General features: G+C 46.8%; 11 protein-coding genes and 1 pseudogene. 6 read left to right on the top strand and 6 right to left on the bottom strand.

Annotated elements, in window-relative coordinates; all coding sequences use genetic code 11:
• Window positions 1–2 precede the first annotated feature (2 nt).
• From U1P77_RS06970 to U1P77_RS06960, 3 genes are read right to left on the bottom strand one after another with little or no spacing between them, the layout of a single operon-like run.
• Window positions 3–770, bottom strand: coding sequence for an ABC transporter permease (locus U1P77_RS06970; RefSeq protein ID WP_321154327.1), 768 nt, complete (start codon window positions 768–770; stop codon window positions 3–5).
• Window positions 763–1,992 carry an ATP-binding cassette domain-containing protein gene (locus tag U1P77_RS06965; protein WP_321154326.1) on the bottom strand — a complete coding sequence of 410 codons (1,230 nt, stop codon included), beginning with the start codon at window positions 1,990–1,992 and terminating at the stop codon, window positions 763–765. Before U1P77_RS06965 ends, U1P77_RS06970 begins: the two co-directional genes overlap by 8 nt.
• The gene (locus U1P77_RS06960; protein WP_321154325.1) at window positions 1,979–2,632 is read right to left on the bottom strand and encodes an ABC transporter permease; all 654 of its coding nucleotides are present in this window, start codon (window positions 2,630–2,632) and stop codon (window positions 1,979–1,981) included. Before U1P77_RS06960 ends, U1P77_RS06965 begins: the two co-directional genes overlap by 14 nt.
• Before the next feature lie 455 nt (window positions 2,633–3,087).
• Here U1P77_RS06960 and tadA point away from each other — a divergent pair.
• Together tadA and U1P77_RS06950 are read left to right on the top strand one after the other, a co-directional pair.
• Window positions 3,088–3,450: pseudogene (tadA, locus tag U1P77_RS06955) on the top strand (tRNA adenosine(34) deaminase TadA); the annotation flags it as partial.
• 24 nt (window positions 3,451–3,474) lie between these two features.
• Window positions 3,475–4,317, top strand: coding sequence for a TIGR04282 family arsenosugar biosynthesis glycosyltransferase (locus tag U1P77_RS06950; protein WP_321156649.1), 843 nt, complete (start codon window positions 3,475–3,477; stop codon window positions 4,315–4,317).
• Between the two features lie 14 nt (window positions 4,318–4,331).
• Here U1P77_RS06950 and mtnP read toward each other — a convergent pair whose 3' ends face one another.
• Window positions 4,332–5,225, bottom strand: coding sequence for an S-methyl-5'-thioadenosine phosphorylase (mtnP, locus tag U1P77_RS06945; RefSeq protein ID WP_321154324.1), 894 nt, complete (start codon window positions 5,223–5,225; stop codon window positions 4,332–4,334).
• A 345-nt stretch (window positions 5,226–5,570) separates the two neighbouring features.
• Between mtnP and U1P77_RS06940 the strand changes: the two genes are divergently transcribed.
• The 3 genes from U1P77_RS06940 to U1P77_RS06930 are packed head-to-tail and all read left to right on the top strand — an operon-like array spanning window position 5,571 to window position 9,130.
• A complete protein-coding gene (locus tag U1P77_RS06940; protein WP_321154323.1) occupies window positions 5,571–6,584 on the top strand; it encodes a TAXI family TRAP transporter solute-binding subunit in 1,014 nt (337 codons plus the stop codon).
• Window positions 6,565–7,089, top strand: a complete 525-nt coding sequence (locus U1P77_RS06935; protein WP_321154322.1) for a DUF1850 domain-containing protein — start codon at window positions 6,565–6,567, stop codon at window positions 7,087–7,089. The genes U1P77_RS06940 and U1P77_RS06935 overlap by 20 nt, the downstream gene beginning before the upstream one ends.
• The gene (locus tag U1P77_RS06930) at window positions 7,061–9,130 is read left to right on the top strand and encodes a TRAP transporter permease (RefSeq protein WP_321154321.1); all 2,070 of its coding nucleotides are present in this window, start codon (window positions 7,061–7,063) and stop codon (window positions 9,128–9,130) included. Before U1P77_RS06935 ends, U1P77_RS06930 begins: the two co-directional genes overlap by 29 nt.
• A 191-nt stretch (window positions 9,131–9,321) precedes the next feature.
• Here the strand turns inward: U1P77_RS06930 and U1P77_RS06925 are convergent, their stop codons facing one another.
• Entirely contained in the window at window positions 9,322–9,795 is a 474-nt protein-coding gene (locus U1P77_RS06925; protein ID WP_321154320.1) for a GFA family protein, read from the bottom strand.
• A gap of 539 nt (window positions 9,796–10,334) precedes the next feature.
• Window positions 10,335–11,381, bottom strand: coding sequence for a lipoyl synthase (gene lipA, locus U1P77_RS06920; protein WP_321154319.1), 1,047 nt, complete (start codon window positions 11,379–11,381; stop codon window positions 10,335–10,337).
• A gap of 591 nt (window positions 11,382–11,972) precedes the next feature.
• Between lipA and acnB the strand changes: the two genes are divergently transcribed.
• On the top strand, window positions 11,973–14,576 hold the full coding sequence (acnB, locus tag U1P77_RS06915) for a bifunctional aconitate hydratase 2/2-methylisocitrate dehydratase (protein WP_321156648.1): 2,604 nt from the start codon (window positions 11,973–11,975) through the stop codon (window positions 14,574–14,576).
• Window positions 14,577–14,607: the final 31 nt, after the last annotated feature.

The raw sequence follows: 14,607 nt of genomic DNA, 5'->3' as shown, positions 1-14,607 counted from the left end.
ACTTAAAGTCCTTTTGGGCGGGCATAGTGTTCAAAAACACGGCCAAACCAGTCGATGAACAGGGCAAGTAGTGCGACGAGCAGGGCACCTGACACCAGTACGCTGGGTAGGAACAGGTTCACACCGGTGGTGATCAGAAGCCCCAGGCCGCCGGCACCAATGAATGTTGCAAGTGTTGCTGAGCCTACTACCAATACAAGGGCGGTGCGGATACCGGACAGCATTACCGGCACTGCGAGTGGCAATTCAACGCGCAGCAACACCGACGTTGCACTCATGCCCATGCCCCGGCCCGCTTCAACCAGCTGGGCATCCACGCTCTGAATGCCGATCATGGTGTTTCTCAGCACGGGCAGTGCGGCGTAGGCAACCAGGGCGACCACAGCCGTCCAGAATGTGAATCCGAGCCAAAACGCAAGCAGCACCACCAATCCGATGATCGGCGCCGCCTGGCCAAAATTGGCGATGGCCAGAATGGTGCCGCTGGCGCGCACGAACGGTCGCCGCGTCAGCAGAATTCCCAGCGGGATAGTGATCGTCAGAACAATAATGATCGAAACAAACGTCAGCGCCAGGTGCTCGCCGGTATAGGCCAGTAAAGCGGAAGGATTAAGAGTGGCCCGTTCCGTTGAAGACAGATTCGCCGTCGCCAGCCAGATGGCAAAAGCGGCCAGAGCCAGCAGGATTGCAACGAGTTGAATAATCAGGCTGCGCCCGGTTGTGCCGCTCGCGTCGCTGGCTGCCACCTTGTTGCGTGGAGTATCAATCATTTGGCACCTCTGCGACTTCCGGGGAGTCGGTATTGGTGCCAGCGGGTGACTCGTCATCGGCGGTTTGCACATCAGCGCGTAGTTGGTTTATGGACTTCATGACAATATCGAACGTGATCACCCCAACCAGAGCTTTGCTGCGGTTGGTAACCAATGCGGCGCCAAGCCTGGAGGCCAGCATGGCGTCGAGTGCATCGTTCAGCGTAGACCCTTCTGCCACCAGTGGTAGATCGGGGCTTTCCGATTGCCCGATGGTGTCGATACGCGACAGTTGGCGCCGCGATAGCCAGCTTATAGGGCGACTCCGGCCATCAATAATGACGACATAATCGTGATTGGTCTGCTGCATGCGCGCCAGCACATCCGCGCCTTTTTCACCGGGCGAAGCAGTAACGGCGTCGTCAAGCTGCACGTCTCGCACCCGGGCCAGCGTCAGCTGCTTGAGCCCCGCACCCGCGCCTATAAAGTCTGCAACAAAATCATTTGCCGGCTGTGCCAGAATTCGTTCCGGGCTGTCATATTGTACGATCTGCCCGCCCTCACCAAAGATCACAATCCAGTCACCCAGTTTTACCGCTTCGTCGAAGTCGTGGGTGACAAAAACGATCGTTTTTTGCACCTCTTCCTGAATTCGGATTAGCTCGTCCTGCAAGCGCTGTCGTGTGATCGGGTCGACGGCTCCAAACGGCTCATCCATCAGCAGCACCGGGGGGTCTGCTGCCAGCGCACGGGCCACGCCAACCCGCTGCTGCTGGCCGCCGGACAGCTCTTTCGGGTAACGATCGCGGTAGAGCGCAGGGTCAAGCGATACCAGATCCAGCAGTTCATCGATCCGCTTGGAAATCGCATCTTTCGACCAGCCCAGCATTTTCGGGACAATCGCGATGTTCGCGGCCACTGTCATATGCGGAAACAGGCCGCCGGCCTGGATCACGTAACCCATTCGCCGTCTGAGTTTGTCGCCGTCCAGATCGGTGACGTCTTCGTCCCCCAGCATAATGCGACCTGACGTTGGCTCAATAAGCCGATTGATCATCTTTAGCGTCGTTGTTTTGCCACACCCCGAGGGACCAACCAGCATCACGATCTTGCCGGCGGGTATTTCCAGCGTAAGGCCGTCAACGGCGGATTTCAATTGCCCCGGGTAGTGCTTGGTTACCTTGTCGAGCAGGATGGTACGTGAGGCCTGATCGTTGCTCTGTGTAGTGTTAGTTGCTGACACGAATACCTCGCGAGATAGTTAGGCGGCCGATGCCGACAAGAAGAAGATCTAAAATGAAAGCCAATAAGATAACACCGACCACACCGACCACAACGGCCTCGAGTGAATTTGCCCCACCCAGCCGTGACAGCCCGGAGAAGATAAAACTCCCAAGCCCGGGGCCCAAAGCGTAGGCGGTCACGGCAGCAATACCCATGGTCATTTGGGCTGAAATTCTGACGCCGGTGAGAATGATTGGCCACGCCAGCGGAAGTTCGATGGTCAGCATCGTGCGGATACGGCCAATACCAATGCCACGTGCCGATTCGACAATGGCTTTGTCGACACCGTTGAGCCCGACAATCGCATTGCGCAAAATTGGCAGTACGGCAAAAAAGGTAACAACCACCATTGACGGTGTCACGCCAAACCCGAGCGGAGCAATAAGAAGGCCTATCAACGCAAAAGAGGGAATGGTTAGCCCCACCGCAGACAGTCCATTTGCCACCGCGCTCAATTTTTGGCTGTTATAAACGAGAAAGGCGAGAATCAATGACAGTGCGCCTGCTAATGTCAGGGATTGCACCACGAGTGATAAATGTTGCCAGGACGCGAGCCAGATCTGGTCCGACCGGTCGATTACGAAATTCAAGAGCGCCAACTGATTTCTCCGTGAAGGGCTGGGCGCTAACAGTAGCAGGATTCTGTGCCAATAAAAAGCATTACCTGATAAAAAGTCCAGGCAGATTTGTCAGGAAGTCATTGAAAAGAATCGGTGTGAGTAGAGCTAAGAGGGGCTTTCTGGCATTTTTACTATCATCGAACAATCCGCTGACTCGCTGTTGGCGTCGGTTAATGGTTAATGTGTGTTCGCGAATTCATAATCATGCCGATCTTAATCATAGTAATAATATATTATTGCCTTTCTGAAGGATTATTAGCGCTAAGGAAAATGCATGCAAGACCTGTGGCAGCGTATGGACATTTCCTGGTCACGGCGCAAGCCGCCCTGGTCTTTGGGCTGTAATGGCTCTTAGAATCCCCTTCGTTCACGGAGGGAAAAAGTCAACATGAGTACTTCCCGGCAGCGCCATAATCATTAGAAATCGCCTGTAAATGAAAGAACCACTGACATCGCCACCCGCGCACGACGAGCACTGGATGAACCGCGCCCTGGCGTTGGCGGAGCAGGCAGCCGCTCTGGGCGAGGTGCCGGTAGAGGCGGTCGTCGTGGTTGACGGCCAGGAAATGGGTGCGGGTTTTAACAAGCCCATTAGCAGTTGCGACCCTACCGCCCACGCCGAAATCTGCGCCTTGCGCCAGGCCGCGGCCTACCTGAACAATTACCGGTTAAGCGGCGCCACGCTTTACGTTACACTGGAACCGTGCACCATGTGCGTGGGCGCGATTGTCCACAGCCGCATCAGCCGAGTGGTGTACGGCGCTACTGAACCCAAAGCCGGTGCGGTGAGTGGCCGCCGTGCGGGCGACCCGGCGGCGTTAATGGCGGATAACCAGCTGATCAAACACACCCTTGGCTGGATGCAAACGGAGATCGAGTTGATGACGCGAGTAATTTGGGCGGAATGGCTGAAAGAGTTCGACAGGTTGCGGGCGTCATCTTTAAGTATGATGAAGGAAATAGCAACGTCCATAGTGCAAATAAGCCAACAGACCGTCAAAACAGACACCTGCAAAACGGATACCCACAAAAAAAATACCTGCATTATTATCTTTGCTAAATATCCGGCCCAAAATATGGCGAAGACTCGTCTGCAACCCGCACTTGGCAGTAATGGTGCAGCGCGTATGGCCCAAAAGCTACTATTACATAGTGTTGAGCAAGCAGTAGCTACCGATTATGTGGTTGAGTTATGCGTCAGTCCTGTGCCTGCTAATCCCTGCTGGCAAGTACTTGATTTACCTAGGACGCTGCAGTGGACAGCTCAAGCTGAAGGCGACTTAGGTGTGCGCTTACTCACTGCCAGTCAGCAGGCGTTAAATCAGTATCAAAAGATAGTATTAGTTGGTACCGATTGTCCCAGCTTAACGGCACAACGCATTCAAGCAGCAGTGCATCAATTAGATCAGCACGATGTCGTAATGATTCCTGCTTCAGATGGTGGCTATGTGTTGCTTGGATTCAAGCACGCTGATGAGAGTTTATTCTCAAATATTACATGGAGTGTTGATAGCGTAGCCGCAGTGACCCAGCAACGTATTGCAGCACTAGGCTGGACGCTTGCAATATTGGAGCCACTGCATGATATTGATGACCCAGATGATTTACAGCATTTGCCTTCGGGCTGGCTTGATGGTCATGCGATCGCTAGTGATACACAATAATTAATACGGATAATCTACGATAATAATGCCGCAAGCCTTGTCTTAGTCTGTTCATCCATCGCTTCAATAGGGGTGACCAATGCCTGTGCTAGGGCGTTATGAGCGATTGATTCGGGTTGCTCAGCTGCAATTAACGCCACCGCTTGCTTGATCACTTGCTGAGCATTTTCAGCATTCTTCATCAGGTTTTTTATAGCATAATCTGCACTAACAGCTTCCTCATTAGGATGCCAACAGTCAAAGTCCGTTACCAATGCTAAGGTTGCATAGGCAATACTGGCTTCACGCGCTAATTTGGCTTCGGGCATATTGGTCATACCGATAATATCTGCCTGCATCTGGCGATACCAATTTGATTCCGCACGAGTTGAGAACTGTGGCCCTTCAATACAGACGTAGGTCGCCTTTGGATGACATGTTCCCTCATTAATATTCGCTTCACTATAAGCACGCATTAGAATATCTGCTAGAACAGGACACAGTGGATCGGCCATTGACACATGAGCAACCGCGCCATCTCCGAAGAATGTACTCACTCGCTGCTTAGTCATATCAATTATTTGATCCGGAACGACCATATCTAAAGGTTTAAGCGCTTCTTGTAATGATCCTACTGCTGATACCGAGACAATATAGCGCACACCTAAGGTTTTTAGCGCATAAATATTAGCGCGATAAGGCACTTCAGACGGGGTCAGCCTATGGCCTTGCCCATGTCGCGTTAAGAAGGCTACCGTTACACCATCTAGATCACCAAGCACAATATCATCAGACGGATTGCCATATGGCGTCTGTATAGTAACGCTGCGTTTATTGGTTAAGGCTTGCATTTGATACAGACCGCTGCCGCCAATAATTGCAGTATAAGCAGATATTTGCATGGTGTCTTGGGTCAGAGGTGATGTCATATTAATCTCCAAACATTTAATAATTAAAAATAGAATTACTATTTATGGTCGGATAAAGGTTTACAGTGTACCTATATTCTGTTTAAATGGTTATATCATGAAACTGTGTTTCGTCTAGCGGAACTTGTAATTATGTAACTGTTAGCCAAGCATTGTTAATCAGTCACGACGACGAATAGTAAGGTAGTACTTACTAACGCACGTCTCGATTGAAAATTTTTTATTGCGTAAATGGTAAAATATATTTACATGAAAAGTCCCTGTGTTCAATTAAGGTTTTAATGCAATACAGATTTATTACTACAATAATGTGATGTTTGCTTTATTTTATCAAGGAAGAAAACAATGAAGTCTACTACTAAAGTATCTTTAATCTTAGCAATGATTGTGTCTAGTTTGGCATTCACTGCCTGCTCATCTCCAAGCTCAGAAAGCAGTGACACTACCGCTACTGACGCCGCTGCTCCAGCTGCTGCTGATAAACTTGATGCCGAGTTTGTAACTATCGCTACAGGCGGTGCATCAGGCCCTTATAATATCATTGGCACCTCATTAGCAGAAATCTATGCCAAAACCTTTGACGTCAACTCAAAGACTCAAACCACAGGCGCCTCAGTAGAAAACGTCAATTTATTGACACTAGGCAAAGTTGATATGGTACTGGCTCTTAGTGATGTCGTCACTGATGCGGTTGAAGGTAAAAACAACTTTGATGCGCCGATAACCAATATTCAACAGATTGCCGTATTGTACCCCAATGTGGTTCAGCTAGTGTCCACCAAAGGCTCTGGAATTAAAAATATTGAAGACTTAAGAGGCAAGCGCTTTGCGGTTGGCGATTTAGGTTCTGGGACCGAGGTCAATGCCCGAACATTATTAGAAGGGTTTGGAATGACTTATGATGATGTTGAGGTAGACTATTTAGGCTTTGCTGATGCTGCTGATGCGATGAAAGCGGGCAAAATTGACGCTGCATTTTTTAGTAGTGGGCTACCAAACTCATCGTTATTGGAGTTAGAGCAGGGCTTAGACTTGCAAGTGGTAAGTATCAATCAAGACAAGCTTAAAGAGCTTATTAAAACAAAACCTTACTTCAAAACCTTTGAGATTCCTGCGGGCACTTATGGTAATGAAACCGCGGTTCCAACCGCGGCAATCATGAATGCATTATTAGTACGCTCTGAGCTATCTGAGGGGGATGGTTATAAACTGACCAAAACTTTATTTGATAATTTAGAGGGTTTGAGAAATGCTCACCAAGCGGCCGCCGATATCAGTTTAGATACCGCACAGAAAGGCATGGTAGCGCCTATCCATCCTGGAGCCAAAAGATACTATGATGAACAAGCCGCCAAATAAACGCTTGTGGTTAATATCTAGCGCAACAGTCATTGTTGCGCTAGTTTTTTTTCTGCTATGGGTGGTTTCTACACGTGAGTCAGTAATCGAAGTGCGGGTTGATGAAAAGGTATGTTATTTCGTCGAACCCAACTTCGAGTTGCGCTGGATTCATTCTGTGGAAAAACAATGGTGGGAGGAGCAGTATCTTCGTGAAAGCGATGGGTTACTGCTGACCACGACTTACTTTGAAGCTTTTGGTGCGGGCACTCCGTCAACCGAAGCCGTTGCTAAAGTAAAAAAGCCTGGCTATATAGGGTATCAAATCAATGAGAGACTGCCCCATCTCAACTGGGTAGTATCGAGGCTCACTCAAGGTGAAATTGATTATTCTGACCATCGGATTTTGATTCATCAATGGGTACCAGATTACTCTGAAGTAACTATTACGCCCAAAGCGTATAGTATAATTGATAGATTGAATAAGGACTTTTGTCATGAACTCCAAAGCGACGAATCACAGTAGCGCGCCTCTTATGTCTAGCGATGACCCTGACTTGTCAAAACAGCCGAACGCTCATTCGGATATTGAGCCTGATCCTAACGTCACTCAAGCGATATTGGAAAAATACGACCGAGAGTCAATTACCCGTCATATTACTCAAGGACCAGTAAAATATTTTATTGCTGGGATTTGCATTTTATATTCGCTCTATCATTTGTATGTCACCTTCAATCCCATGCCAGCGTTGCTCCAACGGGCGGTGCATTTAGGGGTTGGCTTTGCGCTGATTTTCTTAATCTTTCCAGCGAGTAAAAAAAGCAGTCGCAAGCAGGTGGCTTGGTATGACTGGATTTGGTTTTTGCTGTCCTTAACGGGGATGACCTATCTAATATATGAATACCAAGATATCGCAACCTCTCGCGGCGGAATGGCAAATCAGACTGATGTGATATTCTCTATCATCACCGTAATCTGTGTGCTTGAAGGCAGTCGGCGCATCACTGGCTGGATATTGCCTATATTGGCGTCAATATTTTTGCTCTATCCATTCGTAAGTCATTTAGACTTTATGCCTGACCGGCTGCTCACTCGACCGTATGATTTTGGTGATATTTTTGGTCAGTTATTTTTGAAAACTGAAGGGCTATACTCCGTTGCGATTGGGGCGTCAGTTACGTTTATCTTTTTGTTTATTTTGTTTGGGGCATTTTTGGCGCGTTCTGGAATGGGACAGTTATTTAATGACTTGGCATTAGCGCTGGCAGGTGATAAAAAAGGCGGCCCGGCCAAGGTGGCTGTAATCTCAAGCGGTTTTATGGGCAGTATCAATGGTTCAGCCTTATCAAACGTGGTCAGTACCGGAGCGTTTACTATCCCTTTGATGAAAAAGGTCGGTTATCATAAAGATTTTGCTGGCGCGGTAGAAGCCAGTGCCTCGGTCGGCGGTCAAATTTTACCGCCCATTATGGGTGCTAGTGCTTTTATTATGGCAGAGACCACAGGGTTACCTTATAGCACTATCGCTTTGGCGGCCTTGTTACCCGCGGTACTGTATTATCTGGGGGTTATCGCACAGGTTCATTTTCGTGCCGGACGTCGCGACTTAAAAGGCATTGCCAAAGAGAGTCTCCCACAGGTAAAAGAGGTATTAAAAGCGCGCGGCCATATGCTATTGCCAATTGTATTTTTGATATTTTTATTAATCAAAAATGTACCAGTAGGTTATGCGGCTGCCTATACCATTGGGTTCACAGTGGTGGTTAGTCTGCTACGAGCGGAGACGCGCATGGGATTTGCTGATATTCTGGGCGCTTTAGAAGAGGGTGCTCGCCAGTCACTAGCGGTGATGGCAGCCTGTGCGGTAGTTGGTATTATCATTGGGGTGGTAAGCCTGACCAGCTTTGGTACGGTGATGACCTCTGCAATTGTGACGTTAGGGGCAGGGTCATTGTTTCTCACGTTAATCTTAACCATGCTAGCGTCGATGGTCTTGGGAATGGGGTTGCCGTCAATTCCTGCGTATATCATCACCGCGACCATGGCTGCGCCAGCCTTAGCAGGATTTAATATTCCTATCTTGTCAGCGCATATGTTTGTGTTCTACTTTGGAGTCTTTGCCAATATTACTCCGCCGGTTTGTCTAGCAGCTTTCGCGGGCGCTGGTATCTCAGGCGGTGATCCGATGAAAACCGGATATTTGGCACTAAAATTAGCTTTAGCCGGATTTATCGTGCCGTTTATGTTTATCTATAATCCTGCCATGTTGATGATAGATCCTACTGGTCTGGCAGTAACGGCTAAAGATTACCCAATACCGCCTATTATTGACATAGTCACTGTGGTATTGACATCTGTTACTGGTGTTATTGCACTAAGTGCAGCGTTAGAGGGCTATTTCAAAGGAAGTATGAACTCCCTGACGCGTGCAATATTAGCAATTGGTGCGTTACTGCTCATCTATCCTGAGCTTATGACCGGTTTAGTAGGTGGGGTTATTGTACTAGGAATTGCTGTGCTAAATGTTAGAGCCAGTAAGTCCGTATCGACCTCCTCAACCGTTTAGGAGTCGTAGCGTTTAAGAGCCATGAATCTCAAGTCAAAACGAACGAGATAAACAATCATTAGTGTTGTTTATCTCGTTTTTATTTAGCATTGACCATAAGTTAACTTGATTTTAATCAAAAGAACAGAGGTCTCAATAGACCTCTTTTTAGAGAGTGCTTTTTAAGTTCTAAACATATTTAAAAATAGCCACTAGCGCTTAGCGACTCTTTTATACCTACCTTGAGCAAGCACTTTAACCATCATCGCCTGACTTTGCACAAAGCCCTTGTACTTGGGCAAGTCATCGTCCATATCCTCGACGCGGCGATTATAAAATAAATGCATGGTAGGTTCAGGCAGAGCGGCACCATCAGGGTAATTTGCCGTAGGTACTAATATGAGATTCCCGCCCACAGCCATTACTATACTGGGTTTATTGCAGCGAGTACAAAGCCCGCGATTAATATTCGGCGGGAGTTTCCAGCGGCGAAATTTGGTATTAATTAGCTTTAACTCACTCACATCCGACTTGAGCAAAACCGTCACATCATTATAAGCTTGGCCAGTGAATTCTTGGCAAATAGTACAGTGGCAGATAAAGCGGCCAATAGGTTTATTATTGATAGTATAAGTATTGCTATAACAGGAGCAAGAGGCTTCCTGTGGGATAAATGCGCTGCTCATCGGTCAGTCCTTAATAAGAGAGTGTCATTATTTATTATTTGTAAATCTAAGTTTCAAAATATAGCACTATCTTAGCTTACTAGTGTAATAGCTTTCAGTAAGGGTGGTAATTATTAGTTATTGATTTTTCAGTTATTTAGCACAATGACACTCGCTGCATAAAGAAAAGATTGAAGTAACAATGAAACGGCCATAAAAAAGGAGACCCATAATAGGTCTCCTTTTTGTTTATAAATAGGGGCTGTTTAGAATTCGACCATGGCTCTGACAGAGACTATTTTTTAGTCGATATACGACAGAGCTTATCTAGTTTAGTCATTCTAAGCGGATAAGCTTTAACACAGCAGCGGCAAAAAAGAGTCCTGTCCCAATAATATTAAATTAAAGCTGGGCTGATGCTAAAATTGCCCTATTCGTTGTAAAAATCTAGCTAAGGCAATAAGCATTATCTGCGCTTTTTACTTAGACTAGATCAATTTTAGCTATTAGCAGAGCCTATTTGTGAATTCTAAACAGCCCCTAGCGTAATCAATCGAATACTAACAGCCAAGCTTACCTTCCGCTTCTAAGGCTTTTTTACTGCGTATTGGTGCTGGGCAATCTTCGCCATAGTACTGACGATCAGCAAAGTAGCTTGAACGTACCATTGGGCCTGCCCAAATGCTAAAGAAGCCAATCTTTTTGCCATAGTCCATATAGCGCTGGAACTCATCCGGATGGACATAGCGATCGACAGGTACATGGTCTTTACTGGGCTGTAGATACTGCCCAACTGTAATCATGTCGACATTATTTGCTTTTAAGTCATCAAGTAAGGCATAGATTTCTTCTTCGGTCTCACCAAGTCCGACCATAAAGCCACATTTGGTGGGAATATCAGGACGACGTTCTTTATAAATTCTAAGCAAATCTAACGAATGCTGATAATCAGAACCGGGACGGAATGCTTTGTACAGACGTGGTACGGTCTCGATATTATGGTTAAAGACATCTGGCGCGGTTTCGCTCAACAAGTCTAATGCCACTTCCATACGACCACGGAAATCAGGAACCAAGATTTCGATTAGGCAATTGGGGCTGAGCGCTCTTGCTTCATCAAGCACTTCAACAAAATGAGCAGCGCCGCCATCTTTGAGATCATCGCGATCGACTGAGGTGATAACGGCATACTTCAGCTGTAAGCCTAAAATAGTTTCAGCAGTATGGCGCGGTTCATCGGCATCGAGATTGTTAGGGCGACCATGTCCCACATCACAGAACGGACAACGGCGGGTACAAATATCGCCCATAATCATAAAGGTGGCCGTACCATCAGCGAAGCATTGTGGCAAGTTCGGGCAGGCCGCTTCTTCGCAGACTGTATAGAGCTTTTGCTCACGCAAGGTGGCTTTGATACGCGCTACTTCGGCAGGTGATGACATTTTGACCCGAATCCAATCTGGCTTTTTCTTAGCCTCGATGGTCGGAATCACTTTAATCGGGATACGCGCTACTTTGTCATAGCCACGTAGTTTTTCGCCTTGGATGGCTTTTTTCGGCTTGATTCTAGCAGCAGGAACGTGCGTTTGTACGGCTAATGAGCTCATAAACTGATCCTAAACCCTTATAACTTTAAGCTTTTATGAAATACCTAAGCCTTTATTAAATAAGGGTTCTGTTTATTATTCAAGGAGAGTGAACGGTAATATTTTATACGCTGATTATAGCAAACCTTATATTATTTTTCATCTTTGTATTAGTAACAAACGCAAGTGATGCCAAACATATAATGTACTGACGTGGTGCACACTGGTGTAAGGATACAAGTTGCCCACATGAGGGTGGGCGTTAGCACGATTTGTGATAAAAAGACAACGAATGAGTACAAAGGTGCGCTATTTTGAGGACAGAACCTTATATGGTGTACATGGTCTAATCTAACAGAAAATCGGCACGAAAATACAGTTAAATTAACTGAATCTAATGATGAGTAATGCTATAAGTAACCTAAAGAAAAATACCTCCCATTTTTCTAATAAATGTTGGTTATGGGGAGGAGATTTCGGTTTGCTTCTTAACATTTTGGCCGTTTTAAGCTATATTGTAGGGATAATTATTCAATGTCGTACATCGATGCAGGCAGTCATTCTGACTACTCACGTGATGTACTGATGACCCAACTAACGAGGACGACTATTGTGTTAGAAGCTTATCGTAAACATGTCGCAGAACGTGCCGAGCAAGGAACAGTACCGCTTCCACTTAATGAGAAGCAAGTAGCAGACTTAGTTGAGCTATTAAAAAACCCACCAGCAGGCGAAGATGCGTTCTTAATGAACTTGTTGGAAAACCGAATTCCTGCCGGTGTTGACCAAGCCGCTTACGTTAAAGCCGCGTTTTTAGCCGCTATCGTTAAAGGTGAAGCAACTTCTTCACTAGTCAGTAAGAAAAAAGCCATTGAGATTTTAGGCACCATGCAAGGTGGTTACAACGTTGAATCATTAGTTGCTGCATTAGATGACAAAGAACTGGCGCAAGACGCTGCCGAAGCTTTGAAAAAAACCTTATTGGTTTTTGATGCCTTCCATGACGTCACTGAAAAAGCAGAAGCGGGCAATGACATCGCTAAAGAAGTGATTCAATCTTGGGCGGACGCTGAGTGGTTCTTGAATCGCGCTGCAGTACCAAAGAAATCAACCTATACGACCTTTAAAGTCACTGGCGAAACCAACACCGATGACTTGTCACCGGCGCAAGATGCTTGGAGCCGTCCTGATATCCCATTACATTCATTAGCCATGCACAAAAACTCTCGCGACGGTATCACCGCTGACGAAGAGGGTGTTATTGGTCCGATGAAACAGGTTGAAGCGCTAAAAGAAAAAGGCCATCAGCTTGCTTATGTTGGTGACGTAGTCGGCACTGGCTCTAGCCGTAAATCAGCGACTAACTCAGTATTATGGCTGATGGGTGATGACATTCCTAACGTCCCTAACAAACGTGGCGGTGGTCTGGTTCTTGGTAACAATATCGCCCCAATTTTCTTTAATACTATGGAAGATTCAGGCGCACTACCTATCGATGGCGTCAACGTTGACAATCTAGAGATGGGCGATGTGTTCGACATCTATCCACACGATGGCAAAATTACTAAGCATGATTCTGATGACGTATTGTCAACGTTTAAGCTAAACTCACCAACGTTACTGGATGAAGTACGTGCCGGTGGCCGTATTCCGCTAATCGTTGGTCGTGGTTTGACCAATCGTGCTCGTGAATATATGGGTCTTGAGCATTCAGACATTTTTGCTAAGCCAGAAGAGCCAGTTGATACTGGTAAAGGCTTCACTTTGGCGCAAAAAATGGTTGGTAAAGCTTGTGGTCTAGAAGGCGTTCGTGCTGGTATGTATTGCGAACCAAAAATGACCACTGTCGGTAGCCAAGATACTACGGGTCCGATGACTCGTGATGAGCTTAAAGACTTGGCTTGTTTAGGTTTTCAGACCGATTTAGTATTGCAATCATTCTGTCATACGGCTGCTTATCCTAAGCCTGTGGACATCGAGACTCAGCACACGCTACCTGACTTTATCATGAACCGTGGCGGTGTCAGCTTACGTCCAGGTGATGGTATTATTCACTCATGGTTGAACCGTATGCTACTTCCAGATACCGTTGGTACTGGTGGTGACTCGCATACCCGTTTCCCAATGGGTATCTCGTTCCCAGCCGGTTCTGGTCTCGTTGCATTCGCAGCTGCAACTGGGGTAATGCCACTTGATATGCCTGAGTCTGTCCGTGTTCGCTTCGTCGGCGAGCGTCAAGCCGGTATTACCTTACGTGACTTGGTTCATGCGATTCCGTACCAAGCGATCAAAGATGGCTTATTGACGGTTGATAAAAAAGGTAAAATTAACGAATTCAACGGCCGTATCCTTGAGATTGAAGGTCTTGACGACTTAACGCTTGAGCAAGCCTTTGAGCTGTCTGATGCCTCAGCTGAACGTAGTGCCGCGGGTTGTACTATTGCTTTATCAGAAGCATCAATCACTGAATATTTGACCTCGAACGTTACCTTGCTTAAATGGATGATTTCAGAAGGTTATGGCGATGCGCGTACTATCAGCCGCCGTATTGAAGCGATGCAAGAATGGTTAGCAAATCCAAGCCTCATGCGCGCTGATGACGATGCTGAATACACCATTGATATGGTCATCGATATGAGCGAGATCAAAGAGCCTATCCTTTGCTGCCCGAACGATCCTGATGATGCCAAAACACTGTCAGACGTGGCAGGGAATGCCATTGATGAAGTATTCATTGGTTCGTGCATGACCAACATCGGTCACTTCCGTGCGGCAGGTAAACTGCTACAAGAAGTACCAGCAGGTAGCTTAAAAACTCGTCTATGGATTGCGCCACCAACTAAGATGGATGCGCGTCAGTTGATGGAAGAGGGCTACTACAACATATATGCACAAGCCGGCGCTCGTACTGAGATGCCAGGTTGTTCACTATGTATGGGTAACCAAGCACGTATCGCCCCGAATTCTACGGCGGTATCGACTTCAACCCGTAACTTCCCGAACCGTTTGGGTCAAGGCGCAGACGTATATCTAGCTTCAGCTGAGCTTGCTGCCGTCGCTGCGGTATTGGGTAAATTGCCAACCAACGACGAGTATCAGCAGTATGCTGGCATGCTCAACAGTATGGGCGATGAAGTGTATCAATACATGAACTTCGACCGTATGGAAGAGTACACTGAAGAAGCGGATAAAATTAACGTTGCTCAATTGACCTAAGTTTTGAGCTGAATGAAGTTTAATTTTTTAG

Source organism: Psychrobacter sp. LV10R520-6 (assembly GCF_900182925.1).
Lineage (GTDB): Bacteria > Pseudomonadota > Gammaproteobacteria > Pseudomonadales > Moraxellaceae > Psychrobacter.
This window is presented reverse-complemented; position numbering and strand designations above follow the sequence as displayed.